The following is a 24,850-nucleotide window of genomic DNA, read 5'->3' as shown; positions in this document are numbered from 1 at the left end:
TATCGCGATCGCAGCCTTCGGCTGCTAGAAAAAATAAACCCCTCCGAAAAAAGAGGGGTTTATCATCAATCTGAAGCAGGCTAAGCCTGCTTTTATATAACATTATAGGATACTAGATGCTTACCCGCTTGTAAGGGCGGTACTCTGCTTTCCAGAAGTTACGCTCAATGCTGGCGCGCAATGCGTCATCAGACATTTCAAGAGCAAGCCCCTGCTCCATCGCTACTCTACCCACCTCAAAAGCAATCTCTCTGCTAATTTCTGCAATGGCAGCAAGGGGTGGCAATAGTGAACCCTGACCCGTGTTGACTAATGGCGACGCTGAAGCAAGTGCGTTACTTGCAGCCATCAGCATTTCGTCACTAATAAGCTTCGCTTTAGATGCAACAACACCAAGGCCAATGCCCGGGAAGATGTAAGAGTTGTTGCATTGAGCGATAGGGAATATTTTGCCATCGTACTCTACAGGCTTGAACGGACTACCTGTAGCAATAATCACGTCACCTTCTGTCCATTCAATCACTTGCTCAGGACGCGCTTCAACTTGTCGTGAGGGGTTACTTAACGGGAAGATGATTGGCAGTTCACAACCTTGCTTCATGGCACGGATAACTTGTTCAGTGAACAAGCCAGGCTGGCCTGAAACACCAATAAGTACGTCTGGCTGCGCGCAGTGCATAACATCAAGTAGTGACGCATAATCTCCACTGAACGTCCAATCAGCCAAGTCAGCATTTTTCTGCTGAAGCTTTTGTTGGAAGTCGCGTAGACCTTCCATGCCTTCGGTTACCAAACCAAAACGGTCAATCATGAACACTTGCTTACGTGCTTGTTCATCAGTCAGGCCTTCAAATACCATTTGTTGAATGAGCATTTCAGCAATACCACAGCCTGCCGAACCCGCGCCCACGAACACCACCTTCATGTCGCGTAGCTTTTGCTGCTTGGTTTTACATGCCGCCAAAATAGTACCAAGGGTAACGGCAGCAGTGCCTTGTATATCGTCGTTAAAACAACACACGTCGTTGCGATAGCGGTTTAATAACGGCATAGCATTTGGCTGCGCAAAATCTTCAAACTGAATCATTACATCAGGCCAGCGTCGCTTCACAGCATTAATGAACATATCAACGAATTCGTCGTATTCTTCCTGTCCAATACGCGGATGGCGCGCCCCCATATACATTGGGTCGTTTAGCAGCTTTTCGTTGTTAGTACCTACATCTAACATTACGGGCAATGTGTATGCTGGGCTAATTCCACCACACGCTGTGTAAAGCGATAGTTTACCGATAGGAATGCCCATTCCACCAATACCCTGGTCTCCCAAGCCTAAGATGCGTTCACCGTCAGTCACTACAATCACTTTCACTTTGCGCTTCGTAGCATTGCGAACAATGTCATCAAGCTGGTGACGTTCTTCATACGACACAAACAAGCCACGCGAACTGCGATAGATATCTGAAAACTGCTCACATGCATCACCTACAGTAGGGGTGTAGATGATGGGCATCATCTCATCGATGTGCTTTTGAATTAGACGGTAAAACAAGGTTTCGTTATTGTCTTGAATTGCGCGCAGATAAATATGCTTGTTTAGTGCTTCGTCAAAGCTGCTGTATTGCATGTAAGCACGTTCAACCTGCTCTTCGATGGTTTCGTACCTTGGTGGCACTAGACCCGTCAGGTTAAACGCCGCACGTTCCCGTGCAGTGAAGGCACTGCCTTTATTCAGTAGGGGGGTTTCCAGCAATGAAGGGCCGGCATGAGGAATATAAAGATATCGCTGTGAATCTTCTGACATTGTTTTTCCGATAATGTGTTCAGGCAAATACATCACCTAAGCCTGAAGCGGCACGCGTGCAACGTGCCTCTTAGTAATTAGAATATTTCTTCTGGCTCAGGCGCAGTAGTCGTATCCTGCGTGGCCGGATCCAACACTTCGTCATCGCGAACATAAGTCGTTGGCTCGGTTCCCTGCAGGAAATATTCGAATAGTGTCGTATGGTCTGTTCGTCTGGTCAACTTTCCACTGGTACGATCAATGCGAACACGCACTATATTCTCTGGTACGGGCATTGGCGTATGTGGTTTATTTTCTAGAGCATGTTGCATAAATCTGATCCACGCTGGCTCAGCAGCTTTAGCTCCATCTTCAATGCCGATCATGGCGTTGCCTATCCAGTTGAATTTCTCAGCATTCTTATTAATAAGGTTTTGGTTTCGCGTAGCTCGCCCTAACTGACGCCCCATGTTGTCGAAGCCTACCCATGTGGTGGCCACCAAATCTTTGTGGAAACCACTGAACCACGTGTCTCGCGAGTCATTCGTTGTACCCGTTTTCCCAGCTATGTCAGTACGCTGAAGAATATTACGAGCACGCCAGCCGGTGCCTAACCAATAGGTTTTCTTGCTCCAATTTCCGTTTGCTCTCACAGCCGTTCGCATCATTTCTGCCACTAAGAAAGCGTTTTGAGCAGTAATAACCTGAGGCGCAATCACTTTTTCTGCAGCTTCGTCATCATCGACGTCGCCAAGTAAAATATCTTGATTTAGTTCAGCGGCAAGTAAGGCTTCAATATCGGCTTCTTCGTCTTCAGGTAGTATTTCTGGATCGCTTTGATTTTCACAACGATTGCACGCCCAAACTGGGTTTGCTTTCCAAAGCTCATCGCCGTTTTCATCAAGCACTTTGCTGATAAAATGAGGGTTTACTAAGTAGCCACCGTTCGCAATGACCGACATACCTCTTACTACTTCAAGCGGCGTATGTGAACTCGACCCAAGGGATACGGTTTCATCAAGTGGGATATCGTCTTTATTAAAACCGAAGCGCGTTAAGTAATCGGCCGTTTCTCTAAGACCAACACCACGCAATAGTCGAACCGATACCACGTTTTTCGATTTCCCAAGGGCTTTACGCATTCTAATTGGGCCGTCGTACTCAGCTGGCGAGTTTTGCGGTCGCCAAGCTACACCCGTCGCCGCATTCCATTGGTTAATGGGAGCGTCATTGATGATGGATGCAAGGGTATAGCCACTGTCTAATGCAGCAGAATAAACGAAAGGCTTGATGTTCGAGCCCACTTGGCGCTTGGCCTGTGTTGCTCGGTTAAACTGGCTTTGATAAAAGCTGTAGCCACCAACAACCGCTTCAACCGCACCGTTTTTCGGATTAAGTGCGATAAATGCTCCGCTCACCTCAGGGATTTGCGAAATGCGCCACTGCCCTTCTTGCTGTCTGATATAAATGACCGCCCCTTCTTGAGTCACATCTGAAGCGGTTTTGGGGTCACTACCCTGCCTAAAGTCTGTAATGTAGCGTCGGGCCCAATCTAGTCCATCCCACTCGACTGTTATTGCTTTGCCATCTACAGACAACACTTCTATCGACTGCTCATTTACTTTCGTAACAACCGATGGCAAAAGAGGTTTAATGTGAGGAATCTCTTCAAGCACGCGCATGATTGATTCGTTATCCCACTCTTCTCGTGTTGTCTTATCACTTATGTCATAGCTCAATGAAAGTTGTGGAATCGCGTCATCCTTTCCTTCTGGCTTAGGAATATTCCATAAGTAGCCAAGCGCGCCTTTATAGCCATGACGCTCATCATAGTCATGAAGATTTCGAACCACCGCACGCTGAGCAGCTAATTGAAGATCTGACGTTGCAGTCGCAAAAACTTGGTATCCGCCGGTTTCTGCTTCTTCTTTTCCATAAATCTCTACCATTTCGTTATAAATGGTGTCGGCCAAATAAGGCGCATCCACTTCAATTTCAGCACCGTGCTTTTTCGCTGAAACTGGCGCATTCGCAGCTTCATCGAACTGCGCTTTAGTGATGTACTCTTCGTCAAGCATACGAAGTAAAACCACGCGTCTGCGCTCGACAGAACGTTGCGGCCCGCTGATGGGGTTAAGCACTGATGGCGCTTTTGGAAGACCTGCAATAGTAGCAATTTGAGCTAAAGAGAGTTCATTAAGCGGTTTGCCATAGTAAACTTGGGCGGCCGCCCCAAAACCAAACGCTCTATGGCCTAATTCGATTTTGTTGAGGTACAGCTCAAGAATTTCCTGCTTAGAAAGCTCTTGCTCCATGTGCAGTGCTATAAAGATTTCTTTGATCTTTCTGATATAGGTTTTTTCCCGACTAAGGAAAAACCCTCGTGCTAGCTGCATGGTTAACGTACTTGCTCCCTGACGCTTTTCGCCAGTAAGGACTAAACTTACTGCAGCACGCATTATACCAATGGGGTCAATACCGTGGTGTTCGTAGAAGCGACTGTCTTCGGTAGCGAGTATGGCGTTAATTAATTCTTGCGGGACTTCCTCAAGTTTTACGGGGATCCGCCGTTTAACTCCATACTGTGAAATAAGTTTTCCGTCTTTGGTGTATATCTGCATGGGTGTTTGCAGGCGTACATCCTTAAGTACAGTAACACTTGGTAGGTCAGGTTTGATATAAAAGTAGATACCTACCAGTGCTGCAAAACCAAGAAGGCCTGATAGAAAACTAAATAAAATAAGTGGTTTGATGTACTTCACTGTAACGGATACCAAGACATTTTGTTGAAATGACGTATATTTTATACGTATGTGTTATCTCTAGAACCATACGCATAAGACTATTAGAGTAACATTGTACTTTAGAGCAACTACCTTTGAAACTGGACACTTGCACATGAAATCGCTGTTTAAGAAAAAGCTGCCGCCCATTGTGGGCTTAGATATAGGCACGCGTCAAATAAAAGCGGTGTGGTTAGAGCAATCGAAAGACGGGTTCGTCCTTCAAGGGTATGCCTGTGAGCCAATTAACAAAATCGCTTTCTCTGAGCGTGATATTAAAGATTATGAGTCAGTAAGCATTGCTCTCAAGAAAATTCGAAAGTCGCTAAAAACAAAATTAAAGCTGGCAAATGTTGCGGTGGCTGGTACGTCAGTGATCAGTAAAATCGTCTATATGGACCCAGAGCAAAGCGATTACGATTTAGAAAATCAAATTGAGATCGAAGCCGACAGTCTCATTCCCTATCCGCTTGAAGAAGTATATTTAGATTTTGAAGAAATGGGGCCAAGCACAACGCACACTGGAAAAGTAAATGTATTACTTACCGCTGCGCATAAAGATTTGGTAGACAGTCGCTTGCTGCTTGCAAGAGAAGCTAACTTTGAACCCAAAATTGTTGATATGGAAAATTATGCCATCGGCAATGCCATGGACTTTTTCCATACGCCTCATACCGAAGACATGCCACTTTGCTGTATTAATGTGGGCGCCTCGCTACTTCAAATATGCGTAATAAAAAACGGCGACGTCATCTACACCAAAGAGCACGCCTTTGGCTTAAATCAGCTAATTAACGATATTAGCGCCATTCATATGGTTGAGCGTGAAACCGCAGAGCGTCAGCTACTTGATGGCACGCTGTCTGGAAATTGGGTGGAAGATACGCTTCCTATATTTGCCGCTAACCTACAGCAAAATATCAACCGTGCATTACAAATGTATATGAGCACGCTACATGCAGAGCGCCCCACCAAAATACTGTTTAGCGGCGGTGCCGCTACTATTGAACCGTTAGTCGACATTTTAAAACAAGACTTAGGCCTAGAGGTTGATTGCTTCAATCCGTTTAGCAACATGTCGATAAACCCTAAACTTGATGCCACGAGACTTAGCAAAATTGCACCACAGCTTGCGATTGCAGCAGGTCTAGCGAGCCGGAGCTTCACGCCATGGCACATGTAAATTTACTACCTTGGCGAGAGAAGCAGCGCCAACATCAAAAACAACAATACTTGGCAGGGCTACTTGCCGTTGCCGCCATTGTAGGATTGATTTTTTGGTTCATTGGTCAAGCTATCGACCAGCAAATCAGTAATCAAAACTCGCGTAATCAATACCTTGAACGGGAAATCGCGGTTTTAGATGCGCAAATTGCAGAGATAAAAAAGGTTAAAGACAGTAAAAATGCCATTGAGCAGCGCATGGCATTAATTGAGCAACTGCAAGCAAGTCGCAATGTGGCTCCTATAGTATTTGATGAACTTGCTAAACTCGTTCCTCCCGGTGTGGCCTTTGAGTCTATGACCAGAAGCAATAACCGTATTGAGATTGAAGGTACTAGTGATTCGAATAATCGTCTTTCCGACTTTATGCGCGCGCTGGACAACTCGAAAGTGTTCGTTGCCGCAGAGCTTTCTACCATTAAATCTGACAGCAGTGCAGCGAGAGCGATTAGCAACTTTACGCTTACGTTTTCGATAAACCCCAATGTTGCTCCCCTAGAAATAGAAAGTAGTGAGGCGCAATAACCATGAAGTTTGATGTTTCAAAACTAAAAGAACTCAACGAACTCGACTTTGAACAAATCGCTATTTGGCCAAACGAAGTTCGCATTGTTGTGGCGGCGTTTGTCGCAATATTGGTAGGTGCGTTGAGCTACTACATGCTAATAAGCCCCAAATTACCGATTAAAGATGCGGCTGAATTAAAAGAACAAGAACTAAAGTTACAGTTCGAAGCAAAGTACCGCATTGCGGCTAATTTAGAAGCTTACCAAGCCCAACTCGCGCAAATTAAAGAAGACTTCTCGTCTATGCTGAAAAGTCTTCCAACCAGCAACGAAACACCGGGTTTGCTTGACGATATCACTTACGTTGGTACCGCATCGGGCCTCACGTTTGAGTTGCTTAACTGGCAACAAGAAGTACCAAAAGAGTTTTACACCGAACTACCTATCGAAATGGAAGTAAGCGGTGGCTATCACAACTTTGGCGAATTCGTTTCCAAAGTTGCGGATTTACCTCGCATCGTTACGCTTCACGATTTTGACATAAAGCGTGAAGCAAATGGTCTGTCGCTGAAGCTGCAGGCGAAAACTTATCGTTCGGAAAACTCGACAGACATTGAAGGAGATGAACAATGATTCGTTCGTTTTTATCTCTTTTGATCATATTGTTAGTAACAGGCTGTTCACCTAAACTCGATGATCTGCATGCCTATACACAAAGTGTTAAAGAGCGTGCTCAGCCACAAATTGAACCGTATCCAGAATTCAAGACTCACCCACCTTTTAGCTATTCGGCAAGCGCCTTAAGAAGCCCGTTCGATCGCCCTAAGAACAACGCAGCTCCAGTAGCAAAAGCGCGGGTAGAAAACTGTTTACAGCCAAACTTCCAGCGCCCTAAAGAAGCATTGGAAGCCTATGGCGTGGACGCCCTCGCACTGACTGGCAACTTTGCCGTTAAAGGAGTGCAGTGGGCATTATTGAAAAGTAACGATGGCGTATTACATAAAGCTAAAGTAGGGAGTCGTATCGGCTTGTTTTATGGCAAAATTACGCAAATTAGCACCGACTCAATTACTATTGAACAGTTATTACCTGATGGTGCGGGCTGCTGGCAAAGGAAAACAACAACAATGACTACAGCATCGAAGGCGGGAGAGTAAGCATGGCCGAACGATACATATTTAACAAATCTCTGAATCGTAGAGTGCCTAGATGGTATTGGCTGGCTTTCGCTGTGGCTGCAATATTTTCATTAACCGTATTTGTTTCGCCAGTAAAAGCCCAAGAGCCTTTGTTAGTCGACCCTGATACTAAACGAAATGCATCAACCGTTACCACCACGGTCACAAACATCGACTTTACTCAAGCAGCTAACAATACCGCTGTAACACTGGTGAGTTTTGAGGGCCAAGCGCCAAAACTTCAGCTTATTGAGTCACAAGGAAAAGTATCCCTTACATTACCAAACACCAAGTTAGGCGAAGACCAATTGGTAGAACTTAATGTGGCTGATTTCGGCACCTTGGTTTCTACCATCGAGACATTCGAAGATAAAGATGGCGCGCGAATTGAGGTTAATTATTCGGGCCCAGTTACGGTTCAAAATACGGTAAAAGACGGCGTAATTCGTATGGCGATAACGCCAATGGACAGCGCGCAGCAAGACGCCTTGGAAGCGGAAAAGAAATACACAGGCGACCCCATTTCGCTCGATTTTCAAGATGTTCCTGTGAGACAAGTTTTACAAATTATTGCGCAGGTTAATGGGTTTAACTTAGTGACCACCGACACCGTAACAGGAAACGTGACGATAAGTTTGTCGGGTGTTCCGTGGGATCAAGCACTCGACATGATTTTGCGCGTTAAAGGTCTGGATAAACGCTTAGAGGGCAACATTTTGTTAATTGCACCGGCTGAAGAACTATCGGCTCGTGAAACCCAAGCCCTTCAATCTAAAAAGCAAGTGTCAGACTTAGCGCCTCTTCATACGGTTAATATTCCTGTTAACTATGCAAAAGCTGCTGCCCTGGCCACGATCTTAAAGTCGACAGAGGGCGGGATCTTATCTGAGCGAGGGGGTGTTACAGTAGACGAACGAACCAACACTTTACTTATTCGCGACACGTTAGCCTCTATTGATGAAGCAAGAAAAACCATCAATGCGTTAGATATTCCAGTGAAGCAAGTGCTGATTGAAAGCCGTATGGTTACTGTGCTTGACGATGTAGACGAGCAGCTTGGCGTTCGTTGGGGTTTCAGCGACCGTCAAGACGATAATGGTGTGTCGGGAAGCCTTGAGGGCGCAGACACCATTGCCGGCGGCATAGTGCCTAGCATTGATAATCGCCTTAATGTGAACCTGCCTGTGACCAGCGCCGCGGGTAGCATTGGCTTTCAAATTGCGAGCTTGGTTGATGGCACCATATTAGACCTTGAGCTTTCCGCACTAGAATCTGAAAACAAAGGCGAAATTATTGCGAGTCCTCGTATTACGGTTGCTAACCAGCATGAAGCTTACATTGAACAAGGTACGGAAATACCTTACGTACAAGCAACGTCTAGCGGTGCGACTTCAGTAGAGTTCAAAAAAGCCGTTTTGTCACTGAAAGTTACGCCACATATTACGCCTGATAATCGCATTATTTTGGATTTAGTTGTTACGCAAGATACCCGTGGCGAAACCGTTTCTACGTCTACTGGTGAGGCCGTAGCCATCGATACCCAAGAAATTAAAACGCAGGTATTGGTAGAAAACGGCGAAACCATCGTATTAGGTGGCATATTCCAACAAACCAGTTCTGATGGCGTGTCGAAAGTGCCTTTGTTTGGTGATTTGCCTGTCGTTGGTGCCCTTTTCAGAAACTCGTCACAACTTCAGCAAAAACGAGAACTACTTATCTTTGTGACACCCAAGATAGTCACTGAAAGACCATAATCCTCATTTTTAGCCTTCAAAAAAGCGCATTTTTGTGCGCTTTTTTGGTTTTCAGCCTTTTTTTGTAACTAAATTTACAGGTATACGCTATTTGTTAGTAACAAAACTTGCAACGCCTTGCATGAAACTGAGATAATCCCCGCCTCGAAATTTAAGCGAGGTTTAAGGAGTGGTGCTTATTGGACACTAAATAGGCACGAGTCAATGGGTAGGCTGGTAAGGCAACAGTGCACTGCCCCTAACATGATTAAGTTGTGATATAAGCAAATATGGCTGAAAAACGTAATATCTTTTTAGTTGGCCCAATGGGTGCTGGCAAAAGTACCATCGGTAGACATCTGGCAGACGAACTTCACCTAGACTTTTTTGATTCGGATCAGGAAATTGAGCGCCGCACGGGTGCAGACATTGCCTGGATCTTCGACCTTGAAGGCGAAGACGGTTTCCGTAAACGCGAAGAAAACGTCATTAACGATTTGACAGATAAGCAAGGTATTGTACTTGCTACTGGCGGCGGTTCTATTGTAACTAAAGCTGTGCGTAATCGTTTATCTGCCCGCGGCATCGTTGTTTACCTACAAACGACAATCGATAAGCAAGTTGCCCGTACACAACGTGACAAACGTCGTCCTTTGCTACAAAACGAAGATCCAGAACAAGTACTTCGCGATCTTGCAGAAATGCGCAACCCGCTTTACGAAGAAGTTGCTGATTACATCGTTGATACAGACGACCAAAGTGCGCGTGCTGTAGCGAATCAGATTATCAGTAAAATTGGTTTATAAATTAAATATGTAATAGGAGGTGCTACGCCAATGTCAACCTTAACTGTGGAACTTGGAGAACGTAGCTATCCTATACAGATAGAGGCTGGGCTGCTTTCGCAACCTGGCCTTTTTAGTGCCTATATAAAAGGCCCACTTGCCGTCATTGTTACCAACGAAACTGTTGCCCCACTGTATTTAGAAACCGCTAAAGCGGCGTGTGGTAATGTTCAGGTTGAAACCATTATTTTGCCGGACGGCGAGCAACACAAAAATCTTGCCCAATTCGAAGTGGTTATGACACGCCTTCTTGAGCTAAACGCTGCAAGAGATACGACACTTATCGCACTTGGCGGTGGTGTAATTGGTGATCTTACTGGCTTTGTTGCGGCAACTTACCAACGCGGTGTGCCCTTCATTCAAGTTCCTACGACTTTGCTTTCTCAAGTCGACTCATCAGTAGGTGGAAAAACCGCGGTAAATCATCCTCTCGGCAAAAACATGATTGGCGCTTTTTACCAACCGGTTTATGTAGCCATTGATACTGATACCCTCGCTACATTACCCGCGAGAGAGTTTGCTGCTGGCATGGCAGAGGTCATCAAATACGGTATCATTTACGACGCACCGTTTTTTGAGTGGCTTGAAAGTAATGTAGATGCGCTTACGTCGCTTGATACTGAAATTCTTACTCAAGCTATTTCTCGCTGCTGCGAAATCAAAGCAGACGTGGTAGCAAAAGATGAACGTGAAGGTGGTTTACGCGCCATTCTTAACTTAGGCCACACGTTCGGTCACGCTATTGAAGCCGAGCAAGGCTACGGTAACTGGCTGCATGGCGAAGCGGTAGCCGCTGGTACTATAATTGCTTGTAAAGCTGCTGAAGCATTAACGTGGTTTGAAGCGTCAGAAACACGACGCGTATCGTCGCTATTTGAAGCATTTGCTTTACCGGTTGCAGGCCCAAATAGTATGACAAAGGATGACTACGTTAAGCATATGAAACGCGATAAAAAAGTGGAAGCTGGCAGTATTCGATTTGTACTTCCTCAAGGCATAGGCAAAGCGGTTGTTACCAAGGACGTCACGGACGCCATTCTTACTGACATCCTTTCTTAGTCATTAGCCCTCGCGACAACCTGGCAACGCGTCTATCTTGACTTCCCTACGTTAGTTGGAATCATGAAGAAATGCGTTGCAGGACAGTTTTTAAAGCAACGGTGAATAAGGGCAAACTCCCATGCAAAGTGAACTGCATGAACGTTTGGAATATTTGGTCAATTACTCTTCTCAGCTGATTTTTGTCAGTGGTGAGTCTATTGCTCAACAACAAAAGACCCTTGAAGCCTTTGTCTTTCAGCAGCACGATGATACCGAGATTGCGTATTTAACTGCGCAAGAAAATATGGAGCCCTCTGACTACCGTCGACAACTTTGTCGGCAGCTTCTTGGTCAAGTGGTGGGTAGCTTCGTTAGGCCTCTAAACGAACTACTTTCCGACCTAAATAGTCACGAAGGTCCAATTCTTATAGCCATCACCCAAGCCCACAATCTTCCTGATGCACTACTACAAGAACTATGGGACTTGGTGTTACAAAGTCGGTTTGCTGGTAACAAACAGCATTTAAATGTGCTTTTGTTCGCGAATAACGAATGGGCTGAGCGCGCCAAGCAGTGGCTTCCTGCAAAAAATACGGAAACCCCTCTAATAATTAGCAGCCAGTCAGTCATTAGCGAACAGCCTAGCTTCGAGTCAGAGCTCGACAAAATGATTGCTTCACGTCGCGAGGCTTTTCAGGCTCATTTAGAAAATAGACAGCGTGAAAATACGCAAACTTTTATCAACCCGTTAAAGTCTAAGTGGTTTTATATCGCTGTTATATGCGTGTTCCTTGCTACGTTTTCTGGCCTTATTTACTGGCAATACGGTGATAAATTAGCATCGATTTTTGCGCCTATTAGTCAACCTTCGCCAGAACCTGAAAGAACGCAGGTTGAGCCCGGCTCTGCTTATAACAAGCTTATAGGCAATGGTGAAACCGATGAAAGCGAAACAACAGCATCAAACTCAGCAACTCAAGCAACCAACCAAATAGGCAATGTAGAGCTTGTTTCCGCGCCCAATGATGATAGTGCAGACGTTGGTGGCTCGTTAATTGATGAATCGTCAGATAACGGTCCGTTGATTACCAATTGGGAAAATGCGGTTTCATCCTTACCTGAAGTTACGCCATCTTCAGAACAGGCAGACAATAACCAGTTTGAGAATGCCCCGATTGAAGGTAATACCACTGATTCCAATGGTTCAGAGGTGGTTAGCAGTGGTGCGCTAAGTAATCAACAATCTGCTCAAGGTGTCAAATCAAACTCGGACGGCGTCAACGATAATGTAGCGCCAACCACAGTGGCCAGTGAATCGAGTCAAGAAGGCTGGATTGGGGAAGATGACTACGCTATACAGTTGTTAGCGATGAAAAATGAGTCTGTTCTCAGTGAGTTCCTACGAGAAAACAATCTAACTGAGCAAACGCGAATTTATAAAACGACGCGCTATGGTGGCGACTGGTTTGTAGTAGTTAACAGGCAAATCTACACGTCGTTATCTCAAGCGCAACAAGCACGAACAAATTTACCCGAATATCCAGGTAAACAAAATGCTTTTATAAAGCGAGGAAACCAAATCCTCTCAGAGATGAGCAAAGCGCAAAATTAAGTCATTTCACAACCGGGTGGCCATAATATTTCCAGTAAATGAGCAAAATTCCGTTCTTGCGACACTTGTTGGTTGTCCGTTTTACTGATGAAAGTTACAATCTACCTTTAGTGTGGTGATATCTGATACTGATCAGCATAAAAGTATAAAGACGACCCTTTCCCTTGGAACGGCGGCGCACGGAAAAACCACCGTCTTCATTCCGTCTAGGTAGTAACGTTTAAGCATGATGCAGAAAAAAAACCGGGCTTTTTTAAAATGGGCCGGTGGCAAATACAGCTTGGTTGAGCATATTCAGGCCAGATTACCGCAAGCCAATAAACTCATTGAACCGTTTGTTGGTGCCGGATCTGTATTTCTGAATACGCAATACAAACGCTACCTGCTTAATGACATCAATCCTGATCTCATCAACTTATACAATTTCCTTAAAGCGCAGCCCGATGCACTGATTAACGATGCACGCTCATTTTTCGACGGAAAACGCAACGAAGAAAAAATGTATTACGCTTTACGAGAAGAGTTTAACGCCACACAAGATGAATATTATCGCGCCATTCTCTTTTTGTATTTGAACCGTCACGGTTACAACGGATTATGTCGTTATAGTCTTCAAGGGCGTTTTAACGTACCTTTTGGCCGCTATAAAAAACCTTACTTTCCAGAAGACGAGATGTTTGTGTTTTCGGAAAAGTCGCAAAAAGCGACGTTTACTTGTCTTCCTTTTGAAAAGGTTTTTTCTAGAGCTAGGCGTGGCAATGTTATTTATTGTGACCCACCGTATGCTCCTATCAGCAAGACTGCAGCGTTCACCAGCTATGCCGCGCGAAGCTTCGGACAAGAATCTCAAGAGAAGCTGGCTGAGCTCGCCACCCGCGCGTCAAAAAAGCGAGGCATACCCGTCCTCATCTCAAATCACGACTTACCGCTAACTCGGTCGCTTTATCACGGGGCAGATTTCAGTATGCTGTCAGTTAAGCGTTCGATAAGTCAAAACGGTGCAAAGCGACAGCCTGTGGATGAAATTTTGGCTTATTTCCCTCCAGCTAACATCGCACCAAAGCGAAAGACTCGAAAAAAGAAGACGTTTCACCGCCCTTCAGTTTAGTGTGTGGAGCCTAAAAAACGTCTTATAGGTAGCGCATCGACCGCCTTACCCACATACGATTTTAATGTGTATTCACGCAATTGCTATGCGCTATAGCCCGTATACCATTTAACGAACATAAAAAGCGTAACAACAAACAGCACAACCAAGATTACGCCAATGACGGCGAAGCTGATAAAAGTGCCTTTAGTAAAGTCACGTTCGTAGTTTTTATGGCTCTGAACACCAAATAGACTAGCAACTACACTACCTAGAACTGACCAAAAACCAGTACCAGACTGCATAATTTTCCCCTAAGTATCGTTAGCAGGTGAGGTGAAATCTCGATTACCTTCGTCGCTGTGCATCAACTCAAGTAGGTCTAAAAAGTGAAATTGGAAAGATGGGGATTTTCCTGCAATCCAAGATAACCAGCTAACTTCTTCCACCCCCTCTTGATGACGGGCGCATTGGTTTTGGATGTGGCTTGCAGGGAGTTTTGGGTTGAATTCCGTAACAGGTTGGAATTCACATACCGACGAGTGAGAATTTGGCGTACTTGTAACCGCAACGCTAATTAGCGCTACCGCTCCGCAGATCGCAAAAAATGGAAGAACCTTCATCCTGAATACTCCTTACACTCGTTTAAAAATTAATCTCATTATAATCAAAAGCACGTTGTGAACAAGTTAAAAATGCGTTGTTATTGAAAAATGAAAAGCCTAACGAAAACACATTAGGCTTTTACTACTCAACGTTTTTTTAAGGCCATCCAATGGCCTCGTCAACAAGGTCGTTATAGTTCGAAATCTACTGAGTAGGCTACAGTAAATTTAACTGCATCGTTATCAAACTCGTCGTCACCGCCCATGTCATCAAGGTCAGTACCCGTGATTGCGAAGCTAAAGCCGTCTTTTGCGATTGAAATACCATAGTCCATGTAGCCTTCAACGCCGTTGAACGCTTCAGCGAAGTCACCTTCGTAATAACCAACATGGAAACCAAGCTCAGTGCCATTTAAGATTTCTGTGGTATAACCAAGAGACGTATAAGACGCTTGAGCAAAACCAAAGTCCTGCCCTTCGCCTTCGTCAGCTTCAGTATGCGCTAAAAGGTATACAGTAAGGCTTAACCCACCCATACCGACAGAGCCATAAACTTCTGCAAAGTCAAAGTTCGCTTCGTCATCGTAGTTGTAGTAAAGATAACCGAAGTCGTACGCAATGCCTTCAGCTTCACCTGAAAAACCGAAGTACATGTCGTGCTCGTATGAATACACGTCGCCTGCACCGTAGTTCACGTTAGACGCCCACGTACCCGCATAAAAACCACTTTCATGCGCGTAGTCGATACCGCCCTGAACAGCAGCTTCGTTGGTCGTTTGTGTTAAACCACGCCAAATGTAGTTGCTTGTTGCACTCGCATTAGCCGTAAATGAGCCTTCTGCATAGCTAGGCATGGCTGTTAACAGACATGCTGAAGAAATAGCAGCGGCAAGTATTGTTCTTTTTGTAGATGTTTTCATGTGTGTTCTCCAGTCAAATTCAAACTTGTTGTAATTCGTTTTTTCTGTCTGTGTTTTCTTTTTTGGACTGGATAACGCAAAGTTGATGCCCATTTATGGTTCATCAAAAAAACTCGCAAAAAATAAATTAACCAATTGAAATTTAGAGCATTATTTCTCTTAAAAAATCCATCCGCTGTCACCGAAACAAAAAAACGCTGCGTAAAAATGCACCAACATAACGCGCGCTCACCAAAATTGGGCAATGCTCTGACAAAGTCCGTTTATCTTAAATTTCCGCGAAATTAACGCTGATTAACCCTTTGCATAGTAAAGAAGCACGGATTTGGGTAAACTTTCGCAAAGGTGAAACGTAAGTGGCAACGCACCTTGTTGTTTTTAGAATGAAAGGACATGCAATGAAACCATTCCTAATTGCTCCATCAATATTATCGGCCGATTTCGCTCGACTTGGCGAAGACGTAGAAAAGGTATTAGAGGCTGGCGCTGATGTGGTGCATTTCGATGTAATGGATAACCACTATGTACCCAATCTTACGTTTGGGCCAATGATTTGCGAGGCCTTAAGAAACTACGGTATTACCGCTCCCATTGATGTGCACCTAATGGTGAAACCCGTCGATGATTTAATTGAAAAATTCGCGAATGCAGGGGCTAGCTATATTAGTTTTCACCCAGAAGCGTCTGAGCACATAGACCGCTCTCTGCAGCTTATTATCGATGCAGGTTGCAAGCCGGGGCTCGTATTTAACCCAGCAACGCCACTACATTATCTTGACCACGTCATGGACAAACTGCACCACATTCTTATTATGTCGGTTAACCCAGGGTTTGGTGGTCAAAAGTTTATTCCTAGCACCTTAGATAAAGTGCGCGCAGTGAAACAGCGTGTATTAGAAAGCGGCTACGATATTCGAATTGAAATTGACGGTGGCGTAAAAGTCGATAACATTCGCGAAATAGCGGAAGCGGGCGCGGATATGTTTGTGGCTGGTTCGGCTATTTTTTCTCAACCCGACTACAGCGATGTCATTGAGCAAATGCGCAATGAACTAGCGTCAATGTCTAAAGCATAATTTTTGAAGCTTTATTTTCACAGTATTTAACGTATTACAGGTAAAAAGAAATGAGTAATAAACCCGTTGTATTAAGTGGCTGTCAGCCTTCAGGACAACTTACCCTTGGCAATTACATGGGTGCACTTAAACAGTGGGTTTCCATGCAAGACGACCACGACTGCTTATATATGATAGTGGATTTGCATGCTATTACTGTACGACAAGACCCTAAGCAGCTTGCTGAAGCTTGTCTAGACGGCCTTTCTCTTTACCTTGCTTGCGGTATTGATCCACAAAAAAGTACTCTGTTTTTGCAATCCCATGTGCCTGAACATGCACAGCTATCTTGGGTATTGAATTGTTACGCCCAAATGGGTGAGCTTAATCGCATGACTCAATTCAAAGATAAGTCTGCGAAGAACGAAAATAACATTAATGTAGGCTTATACAGCTACCCTGTACTCCAAGCAGCAGATATTTTGCTATACCAAGCAGATAAAGTACCGGTAGGTGAAGATCAGAAGCAGCACCTTGAATTGACTCGTGACATTGCTACACGTGTTAACAATCTATACGGCGATGTATTTCGTCTACCTGACCCGTATATCCCAGACTTTGGCGCGCGCATCATGAGCCTTCAAGAGCCTGAAAAGAAGATGTCTAAGTCTGACAACAACCCGAATAACTTCATCGGCTTATTAGAAGATCCTAAGAAGTTAGCCAAGAAAATCAAACGTGCCGTGACCGACTCTGACGAGCAAGCTAATATCTACTTTAACCCAACTGAAAAACCAGGCGTGTCTAACTTACTGACCCTACTTTCACTTGCGACGGGTAAATCAATTAAAGAGCTTGAGCCTGAATATACTGACAAAATGTATGGCCACCTTAAAGGTGATGTTGCAGACGCTGTAGTTGCTCTACTTGAACCCATTCAGGCCCGCTATGCTGAAATTCGCGCAGACAGAGCATATCTTGACGACGTAATGCGTCAGGGTGCTGAGAAAGCGTCAGCGCGAGCGGCTGAAACTTTGGCTAAAGTATACAAAGCAGTCGGCTTTATTCCAAAGCCATAACAGCCGAATTCCAACATCTTGCTACACGCCATGAAGGGTTCATTTAATCCTTCATGGCTAAAACCTTCGCAACTTAGAAATACCAAGGACTAGCACTGCTGTGTTGCTGTTAATTGATAACTTCGATTCGTTCACTCATAACCTCGCTCGGTATTTCACTGAGCTCAGCGTCGACGTTGAAGTGGTGCGAAATAACGCACTGACCTTAGACGACATATCTCGCTTAATGCCTTCACAGTTAGTTATTTCACCGGGACCATGCACGCCAAACGAAGCAGGCATCAGCTTATCTGCGATTGAACATTTTGCAGGCAAGATACCTATTTTAGGTGTATGCCTGGGTCATCAAGCTATAGGTCAAGTGTTTGGTGCCAAGGTAGTAGGTGCACAAGAGATTAAGCATGGAAAAGTTTCATCCCTAACACACCGCAACAGTGGCCTGTTCAAAGGCTTACCTAACCCGTTTAACGTGACGCGCTACCACTCATTGGTTTTAGATCCCGCATCGCTACCTGCCTCACTGAGTGTTGATGCATGGTGTGAAACCGCAAAGGGCACAAAGGAAATCATGGCAATTTCCCATAATCATCACCCTATTTGGGGCGTGCAGTACCACCCCGAGTCACTACTTACCGAACACGGTCATAGCGTACTGGATGCGTTTCTTCAGTTTAAATCAATTTAAGTATACGAGTTTGATGCCGATACGCTTCTATAGTGTAAAAGGTTACGCTTGAAGGCCAGAATTACTCGCAATTCACTGATTTTTCGTTTAACTTTTCATAATTCGTTTTAGCCAATGCGCTGAATAAAGATTATACGAAGCATCGCACACGCAATATCAACAGTTGCAGGGTAAATAAGGCTTGCTTTCAAGCAGTAGCTACCATTTTTATCATTACCGTAGCGAAAGTAATAAAGGCCCCTGATGTACGATAATATTGCCGTTCACCAAAAAGTTATGAGCAGGAGTGCTTTTAATATGACAATGGGGGCAACCACACCGCCCACGATAGATGATCGTTTTGAAAATATGATCATATCGCCAGAGCGAGTGCTGGAAATGCTAGGAAGGCGCAAGGTGGGAGAAGTAAGCTTCGAGCAATCGGAGCAAGGTGATGCGCGCAGGCTGCTACTGCACGTTGAAAAAGTGGCGATTGAAAACAAGCGCCTTCAAGAGAAAACCGAAGCGTCATACCTTGAATCAGTGAGTCACCATCTTCACGAGATCCTTCTAGGTGAATTAACAGAGCAGCTAAGCTATACCGACGAGCTCGTTCAAAACGTACTTAACTTGCCCGAAAATATCGGCGAGCTTCTTGATGCACTTTCCGTGAAAGCATGCTCGGTTTCGAAACTAGAGCCAATTGCCGCAACCATGCCATGGCTTTATGATGAACTGATCGTTGTGGTGAATACTCCACAATTTAGACGCAAAGACTCCCGTGGGCGTATCATTGTTGTAGAGACACTGCGCACAGCATTGAGCTTTTTGGGTATTGAAAACCTACGCACATTGATACCGTCGCTCATCTTAAAGCGTGCTATGCCTCAGATTACCGACCCTTACCCGCTAATTAAACAAAAGCTTACGCCTTATACGACTGGCGTTGCCATAACGGCGAAACGCCTTGCAGCGCTTACGGATCTAAACAAAAACCAGGCTTATACCCTTGCGATGCTTAGTAATTTGGGGCGTTGTGTCGTAACAAGACTTTACTTCAAACTGTTCGATAAAATTCAGCTACATCTGTTGCAAGAATGCCAGAAAGACAAAGAGCAAAAGCGACATGAAGCGCTACTCAAAGTGGCTCCTTCAGCCAACCACCTTATTGCACTACAGCAAGAATTCGCAGATGCAGTCAGCGCGGATATTCTGGAGTGGATGCATTTAATGCGCTTGCCTATTGCAGAACCGATGCGAGCGTGTGCCGATAAAGTACCTGCACAGCCTAAAACACTCAGTAAGGTACTTCATCAAGCCCGAACCTACACACAAGTTCGGATGTTACATCAGTTAAAGCTTGTTGAAATGAAAGAAGTAAAGCCGCTTTTCATGGAGCAACGCTACCCTGCAGGTGCACTCGAAAAACTCAAAACCATTGATATTTTCACCCTTCCTTTGGTGAAAAACGAAGAAAACCATTAATTTTTTAGTGGATATTCATGCACTCGTTATGCACATTTTTCATTTAATGTGCATGATGCCCTAAATTATTGACGATTGCTCAATGCCTTGCCCGTTTTTAGCGACATTAAACAGGTAAGGCTTCCAGCCCTATCCCCCCTTTCTTATTGCCTCACAGTGCATTAAAACCCGTATGTAGCCCTTTTCTCAGCGCAAAAATTGATTATTACTTATTGATATAGCCCAGTAGTTAATAGTTATTCACTTTTCCTGCAAATTAAGCCACAGTCCTTATAAATAAAGGGCTGCAGCCTTTTGCATAGAAGACAAATGTTAAAAAAAATGGCATACTGTTGAACAAATCCGATTAGTTTTTACGCGCCCAATTAACGCTTATCGACCAAAGTAGTACTAAAATGTGCTCATAGATTCGATAGGCCAAATCACACAGTGTGATTGGCGCCCAACGCAGAGGTAACAAAGATGAACGTAACTCGCGCTACATTTGATGATGTAATGGTTCCTAACTATAACCCAGCAGGTATGGTACCTGTTCGAGGTGAAGGTTCACGCGTATGGGATCAAGATGGAGCTGAGTACATCGACTTTGCAGGCGGTATTGCAGTTAACGTTTTAGGTCACTGTCACCCAGAGCTTGTGAAAGCTCTTAATGAACAAGGCAGCAAGCTTTGGCACTTAAGCAACGTTTTCACTAACGAGCCAGCTCTTCGTTTAGCTAAAAAGCTAAATGACGCAACGTTTTCAGATAGAGTTTACTTCGCAAACTCAGGCGCAGAAGCGAACGAAGCAGCATTGAAGCTAGCTCGTCGCTGGGCGCTGGACAAGCACGGTGAAGACAAAAACCAAATCATCGCTTTCAATAAAGGTTTCCACGGCCGTACCTTCTTTACCGTAACAGTAGGTGGTCAAGCTGCTTACTCTGACGGTTTTGGTCCTAAGCCAGGCGCTGTTGACCACTGTGACTACAACGATCTAGCTGCCTTTGAAGCGCTAATTTCTGACAAAACCTGCGCGGTAATGATGGAACCGCTTCAGGGTGAAGGCGGTATTATTCCACCTGATGTAGATTTCGTAAAAGGCGTTCGCGAACTTTGTGACAAGCACAACGCATTACTTATTTTTGACGAAGTTCAGTCGGGTGTTGGTCGTACTGGTCACCTTTATGCCTACATGGGTCTTGGCGTAACACCTGATATCCTAACAACCGCGAAATCTCTTGGTGGCGGCTTCCCAATTGGTGCCATGCTTACCACAGCAGACATCGCTGCACACCTTAAACCAGGAACCCACGGTAGCACTTACGGTGGTAACCCACTAGCCTGTGCTGTTGCGGAAAAAGCGTTAGATATCGTGAACCAGCCAGAAGTGCTTGAAGGTGTACTTAAGAAAGAAGCCCTATTCCGTGAACTACTAGGTGCTATCAATGAAAAGTACAACGTATTTGAAGAAGTACGTGGTCAAGGCATGCTGTTAGGTTGTGCGTTAAATGAGAAATACCAAGGCCGTGCACGTGACTTCATGATGGCTGCAACGAAAGAGAACCTTATGTGTCTTGTTGCTGGCATGAACGTTATTCGTTTTGCACCTTCACTGGTTATTCCTGATGCAGACATTAAAGAAGGTCTTGCACGTTTTGAACGCGCCGTAGCTGCCGTTGTAAACGCCGAATAATTACAACACGAGTAGCGAACATGAATATCATTCGCCCTATCACGAAGGCCGACTATAACGCGCTTAAAGAAATCGCCGTTGAATCAGGTATTGGCTTTACGTCTTTACCTGTCAACGACGAGTTGCTGCAGCGTAAAATTGATCGTGCAGAAACTGCGTTTAACAAACCAGACGTAACCGAACCTGGCGATGAGTCATACTTGTTTGTGATGGAAGACACCACTACCGGACAGGTAGTGGGAACAACAGGTATTGAAGCGGCTGTTGGTATAGACGATGCGTTCTATCATTACCACTTAAGCAAAGTAGTGCACGCCTCGCGCGAGCTCAACATTCACAACACGGTAGACATTCTAACGTTTTGTAATGACTACACCGGTGTTACTGAAATATGTACGCTGTTTCTTCGCGAACAAGCCCGCGGCGGCATAAACGGCCGCTTCCTTTCAAAAGTTCGATTTTTGTTTTTGATGGAGCACCGTGAACGCTTCTCAGAGACAGTTATTGCTGAAATGCGCGGTGTGAGTGACGAAGAAGGACGCTCACCGTTTTGGGAGTGGTTGGAAACCCATTTCTTCTCTATGGATTTTCCTACTGCCGACTACTTAACTGGCATTGGTAATAAAGTGTTTATTGCTGAACTTATGCCGAAGTACCCGATATACGTAAATCTGCTTAGCAAAGAAGCGCAGGAAGTCATTGGCAAAGTCCATGACAAAACACGCCCTGCTCTTCAGCTTCTTGAAGAAGAAGGCTTTTCTTGCCGCGGCTACGTAGACATTTTCGACGCAGGCCCAACGGTAGAAGCAAACTTAAGCCACATCCGCACGGCTCAGTCGAGCTTAAAACTGCCTGTAGTGATAGACGATAGCGCTGCTGCCCAAGGGCAAACGCACTACATCATTAATACATCAGTATCTGATTTTCGTGCAGTTGCCACCGAGATGACGGTAAGCGAAGAAAAGCAAGTTGCCGTACTATCTCGCCAAGCCGCTGCTGCATTGAATGTCAAAGAGGGAGAGCACGTACGCTTCGCCCCCGTTACATTCAGAGATTAAAAGGACACCCACTATGCTACATACACATTTTATCAACGGTGAATGGGTTGCCGGACAAGGTCATGACTTAGCGTCAATTGATCCTGCAAAAAACGAAGTGATTTGGGAAGGTAAGTCTGCGACAGCCTCTCAAATTGATGACGCAATTAACGCTGCTCGTGCTGCACTTCCAGCATGGAGCATGAAAACCGTTGAAGAGCGTCTTGAAATTATTAAGGTTTATGGCACTAAGCTAGAAGAAGCTAAAGCGCACCTTGCCAAAGTTATGGCTAAAGAAACGGGCAAGCCAGAGTGGGAAACTGCCACTGAAGTTGGCGCCATGATGGGCAAAATTGGTATTTCTGAAAAAGCCTATTTTGAACGCACGGGTAACGTTGAAAACCCAATGCCTGTAGGTAAAGCCTTCATTCGACACAAGCCTCACGGCGTTGTTGCTGTATTTGGCCCATACAACTTCCCTGGCCACCTGCCAAACGGACACATTGTTCCAGCCCTTATTGCAGGTAACACAGTTGTGTTTAAACCAAGCGATTTGACGCCTATGGTTGCACAAGAAATGGTGAAGCTATGGAATGCTGCTGGCCTGCCAGCGGGTGTACTCAACCTAGTACAAGGTGAAGTTGAAACAGGTAAGGCTTTGGCGTCGCATAACGATATCGATGGTCTTTTCTTTACGGGTAGCTCACGCACAGGAAAAATCTTGCACGAGCAGTTCGCAGGTCACCCAGGTAAAATTTTGGCTCTTGAAATGGGTGGTAACAACCCACTCATTGTTAAAGATGTGGCTGATGTTGATGCTGCCGTACATGACATCGTTCAATCTGCTTTCATTACGTCCGGTCAGCGCTGTACGTGTGCACGTCGCCTATTCTTACCAGCCGATGCACAGGGTGATGCAATCCTTGCTCGCTTAATCGAAGTGACCAAGAATATTAAGGTGGGTGATTATGACGCTGAAGATCAACCATTTATGGGCGCAATGATCTCAAGCAATGCCGCTGCACTGATGGTAAAAGCACAGCAAGAGCTTGAAAACCTTGGTGGTAAAGTACTGGTTCGCCTTGAACAAAAAGACGAGAACAAAGGTTTTGCTACTCCTGGCATCATTGATGTGACTGACATGCTTGCTTCACTGCCTGACGAAGAACACTTTGGTCCACTACTTAAAGTAATTCGTTACAGCGACTTCGACGCTGCGATTGAAGAAGCGAATAACACCAGCTTTGGCTTATCAGCAGGTCTTCTAGGCGACAACGAAGAAGATTATCGCTACTTCTTCGCACGCATTCGCGCGGGCATCGTAAACTGGAATAGACCTATTACAGGTGCAAGCAGCGCAGCGCCATTTGGTGGCGTGGGCGACAGTGGTAACCACAGAGCAAGCGCGTTTTATGCAGCTGACTACTGTGCGTATCCAGTTGCTTCAGTTGAGCTTGATAAAGTTACTATGCCGGGCAAATTAAGCCCAGGCTTGTCGATGTAACCCAAGCTTTTCACGTTACAAAAAGGCCGACATGATTTTTGTGTCGGCCAGTTTAGTACCAACCCTATACGAACTATTCGTTTAAAAATAGTCAACGACAGAAAGGACCCTACCACCATGCATAGCAACATCGATACGTTGTTTAGCAACATGTGGGACGATTACGTTACCATCACTCCCTCAGCGCATAAAATTCATGCACTTTTGGCGGGTGAAGAAAACACGAACGACATCGTTAACGACCATGTAGCTTTTCGAACTTTTGCTCTTGATAAAACCCGCTTAGACAAGCTTGCTGCGCACTTCTTAGCATTGGGTTATGAAGCTAAAGGCGACTATGACTTTGAGGCGAAAAAGCTTACTGCAAAGCATTTCGAGCACCCTGACGATACTAAACCAAAAGTATTTATTAGTGAGCTTCGTGTAAATGAGCTTTCTGAAACTGCTCAAGCAATTATCAAGAAGATGGTTGATCAAATGCCTGAGTCTGTAGTGGATGCAGATAACTTCTTGTACTCGGGTAAGCATTGGGACGTTACTAAAGCAGAATACGACACACTGCTTAGCGAATCAGAATACGCGGCGTGGATGGCGGCATGGGGCTTCCGTGCTAACCACTTTACGGTAAGTGTTAATCACTTAACCCGTACTGACGAGCTTACCGACGTAAACACATTGCTTAAAGAAGCAGGCTTTGTGCTGAACACCTCAGGCGGCGAAATTAAAGGTGGGCCAGACGTATTTTTAGCACAATCATCAACGATGGCTGACCGTGCTGACGTAGCGTTTAGCGACGAAACTGTGGCAATTCCAAGCTGCTTCTACGAGTTTGCACAACGCTATGAAATGCCTGATGGCAAGCTTTACAAAGGCTTTGTTGCCGCATCGGCAGATAAAATCTTTGAAAGCACCAACGCTAAGTAACGAGCTTGCTTAGTCATTAAAAAAAGCCCGATAGGGCTTTCAGACTGTTGAAAAAGCCCTAGACGAAAGTCTGGGGCTTTGATCTAATAGGCATAGTGAAATTCGGAGTGTTCA

General features: G+C 45.0%; 22 protein-coding genes. 17 read left to right on the top strand and 5 right to left on the bottom strand.

What is annotated here, in order from left to right; all coding sequences use genetic code 11:
• Positions 1–112: 112 nt before the first annotated feature.
• Together NO989_RS19550 and NO989_RS19545 are read right to left on the bottom strand one after the other, a co-directional pair.
• Positions 113–1,804: an NAD-dependent malic enzyme gene (locus NO989_RS19550; protein WP_014948039.1), complete on the bottom strand. Its 1,692-nt coding sequence runs from the start codon at positions 1,802–1,804 to the stop codon at positions 113–115.
• A gap of 77 nt (positions 1,805–1,881) precedes the next feature.
• Complete coding sequence (locus NO989_RS19545; RefSeq protein ID WP_014948038.1) at positions 1,882–4,545, bottom strand: penicillin-binding protein 1A; 2,664 nt, start codon at positions 4,543–4,545, stop codon at positions 1,882–1,884.
• Positions 4,546–4,681: 136 nt separating this feature from the next.
• Between NO989_RS19545 and pilM the strand changes: the two genes are divergently transcribed.
• The 9 genes from pilM (at position 4,682) to NO989_RS19500 (ending at position 13,813) form a co-directional block, all read left to right on the top strand.
• The gene (pilM, locus tag NO989_RS19540; protein ID WP_039225089.1) at positions 4,682–5,749 is read left to right on the top strand and encodes a type IV pilus assembly protein PilM; all 1,068 of its coding nucleotides are present in this window, start codon (positions 4,682–4,684) and stop codon (positions 5,747–5,749) included.
• The gene (locus NO989_RS19535) at positions 5,737–6,315 is read left to right on the top strand and encodes a PilN domain-containing protein (RefSeq protein ID WP_014948036.1); all 579 of its coding nucleotides are present in this window, start codon (positions 5,737–5,739) and stop codon (positions 6,313–6,315) included. Before pilM ends, NO989_RS19535 begins: the two co-directional genes overlap by 13 nt.
• Before the next feature lie 2 nt (positions 6,316–6,317).
• Positions 6,318–6,929 carry a type 4a pilus biogenesis protein PilO gene (locus NO989_RS19530; protein WP_014948035.1) on the top strand — a complete coding sequence of 204 codons (612 nt, stop codon included), beginning with the start codon at positions 6,318–6,320 and terminating at the stop codon, positions 6,927–6,929.
• Entirely contained in the window at positions 6,926–7,453 is a 528-nt protein-coding gene (locus tag NO989_RS19525; RefSeq protein WP_014948034.1) for a pilus assembly protein PilP, read from the top strand. Before NO989_RS19530 ends, NO989_RS19525 begins: the two co-directional genes overlap by 4 nt.
• A gap of 2 nt (positions 7,454–7,455) precedes the next feature.
• Complete coding sequence (locus NO989_RS19520; protein WP_101563361.1) at positions 7,456–9,228, top strand: type IV pilus secretin PilQ; 1,773 nt, start codon at positions 7,456–7,458, stop codon at positions 9,226–9,228.
• A gap of 269 nt (positions 9,229–9,497) precedes the next feature.
• Positions 9,498–10,013, top strand: a complete 516-nt coding sequence (gene aroK / locus NO989_RS19515; protein ID WP_014948032.1) for a shikimate kinase AroK — start codon at positions 9,498–9,500, stop codon at positions 10,011–10,013.
• Positions 10,014–10,043: 30 nt separating this feature from the next.
• Entirely contained in the window at positions 10,044–11,111 is a 1,068-nt protein-coding gene (gene aroB / locus NO989_RS19510; protein ID WP_156077807.1) for a 3-dehydroquinate synthase, read from the top strand.
• Between the two features lie 121 nt (positions 11,112–11,232).
• Positions 11,233–12,705 carry an SPOR domain-containing protein gene (locus NO989_RS19505; RefSeq protein WP_239239565.1) on the top strand — a complete coding sequence of 491 codons (1,473 nt, stop codon included), beginning with the start codon at positions 11,233–11,235 and terminating at the stop codon, positions 12,703–12,705.
• 226 nt (positions 12,706–12,931) lie between these two features.
• Entirely contained in the window at positions 12,932–13,813 is an 882-nt protein-coding gene (locus tag NO989_RS19500; RefSeq protein ID WP_039225098.1) for a Dam family site-specific DNA-(adenine-N6)-methyltransferase, read from the top strand.
• Between the two features lie 83 nt (positions 13,814–13,896).
• Here the strand turns inward: NO989_RS19500 and NO989_RS19495 are convergent, their stop codons facing one another.
• The 3 genes from NO989_RS19495 to NO989_RS19485 form a co-directional block, all read right to left on the bottom strand.
• Positions 13,897–14,097 carry a DUF2970 domain-containing protein gene (locus NO989_RS19495; protein ID WP_014948028.1) on the bottom strand — a complete coding sequence of 67 codons (201 nt, stop codon included), beginning with the start codon at positions 14,095–14,097 and terminating at the stop codon, positions 13,897–13,899.
• A 9-nt stretch (positions 14,098–14,106) separates the two neighbouring features.
• A complete protein-coding gene (locus NO989_RS19490) occupies positions 14,107–14,415 on the bottom strand; it encodes a hypothetical protein (protein ID WP_371343042.1) in 309 nt (102 codons plus the stop codon).
• A 173-nt stretch (positions 14,416–14,588) separates the two neighbouring features.
• A complete protein-coding gene (locus NO989_RS19485; protein WP_156085832.1) occupies positions 14,589–15,410 on the bottom strand; it encodes a TorF family putative porin in 822 nt (273 codons plus the stop codon).
• Between the two features lie 305 nt (positions 15,411–15,715).
• Here NO989_RS19485 and rpe point away from each other — a divergent pair, with 305 nt between their 5' ends.
• The 8 genes from rpe to NO989_RS19445 all read left to right on the top strand — a co-directional run bounded on the left by rpe (position 15,716) and on the right by NO989_RS19445 (position 24,736).
• On the top strand, positions 15,716–16,393 hold the full coding sequence (gene rpe, locus NO989_RS19480; RefSeq protein WP_371343041.1) for a ribulose-phosphate 3-epimerase: 678 nt from the start codon (positions 15,716–15,718) through the stop codon (positions 16,391–16,393).
• Between the two features lie 50 nt (positions 16,394–16,443).
• A complete protein-coding gene (trpS, locus tag NO989_RS19475) occupies positions 16,444–17,451 on the top strand; it encodes a tryptophan--tRNA ligase (RefSeq protein WP_039225099.1) in 1,008 nt (335 codons plus the stop codon).
• A 100-nt stretch (positions 17,452–17,551) separates the two neighbouring features.
• Positions 17,552–18,136 (top strand): aminodeoxychorismate/anthranilate synthase component II, encoded by a 585-nt coding sequence (locus NO989_RS19470; protein ID WP_342340165.1) that lies wholly within the window; start codon positions 17,552–17,554, stop codon positions 18,134–18,136.
• 297 nt (positions 18,137–18,433) lie between these two features.
• On the top strand, positions 18,434–19,600 hold the full coding sequence (locus NO989_RS19465) for an HDOD domain-containing protein (RefSeq protein WP_168463648.1): 1,167 nt from the start codon (positions 18,434–18,436) through the stop codon (positions 19,598–19,600).
• A 462-nt stretch (positions 19,601–20,062) separates the two neighbouring features.
• A complete protein-coding gene (locus NO989_RS19460; protein ID WP_061094062.1) occupies positions 20,063–21,271 on the top strand; it encodes an aspartate aminotransferase family protein in 1,209 nt (402 codons plus the stop codon).
• Positions 21,272–21,291: 20 nt separating this feature from the next.
• Positions 21,292–22,329 carry an arginine N-succinyltransferase gene (astA, locus tag NO989_RS19455; protein ID WP_278346642.1) on the top strand — a complete coding sequence of 346 codons (1,038 nt, stop codon included), beginning with the start codon at positions 21,292–21,294 and terminating at the stop codon, positions 22,327–22,329.
• Between the two features lie 13 nt (positions 22,330–22,342).
• Complete coding sequence (gene astD, locus NO989_RS19450) at positions 22,343–23,812, top strand: succinylglutamate-semialdehyde dehydrogenase (RefSeq protein WP_342340163.1); 1,470 nt, start codon at positions 22,343–22,345, stop codon at positions 23,810–23,812.
• A 117-nt stretch (positions 23,813–23,929) separates the two neighbouring features.
• Positions 23,930–24,736 (top strand): DUF1338 domain-containing protein, encoded by an 807-nt coding sequence (locus NO989_RS19445; RefSeq protein ID WP_014948018.1) that lies wholly within the window; start codon positions 23,930–23,932, stop codon positions 24,734–24,736.
• The last annotated feature ends 114 nt before the right edge of the window (positions 24,737–24,850 follow it).

Source organism: Alteromonas sp. DY56-G5 (assembly GCF_041414725.1).
GTDB lineage: Bacteria > Pseudomonadota > Gammaproteobacteria > Enterobacterales > Alteromonadaceae > Alteromonas > Alteromonas macleodii.
Note: the sequence above shows the minus strand (reverse complement) of the source record. Positions and strands in the feature narration are given on the sequence as shown.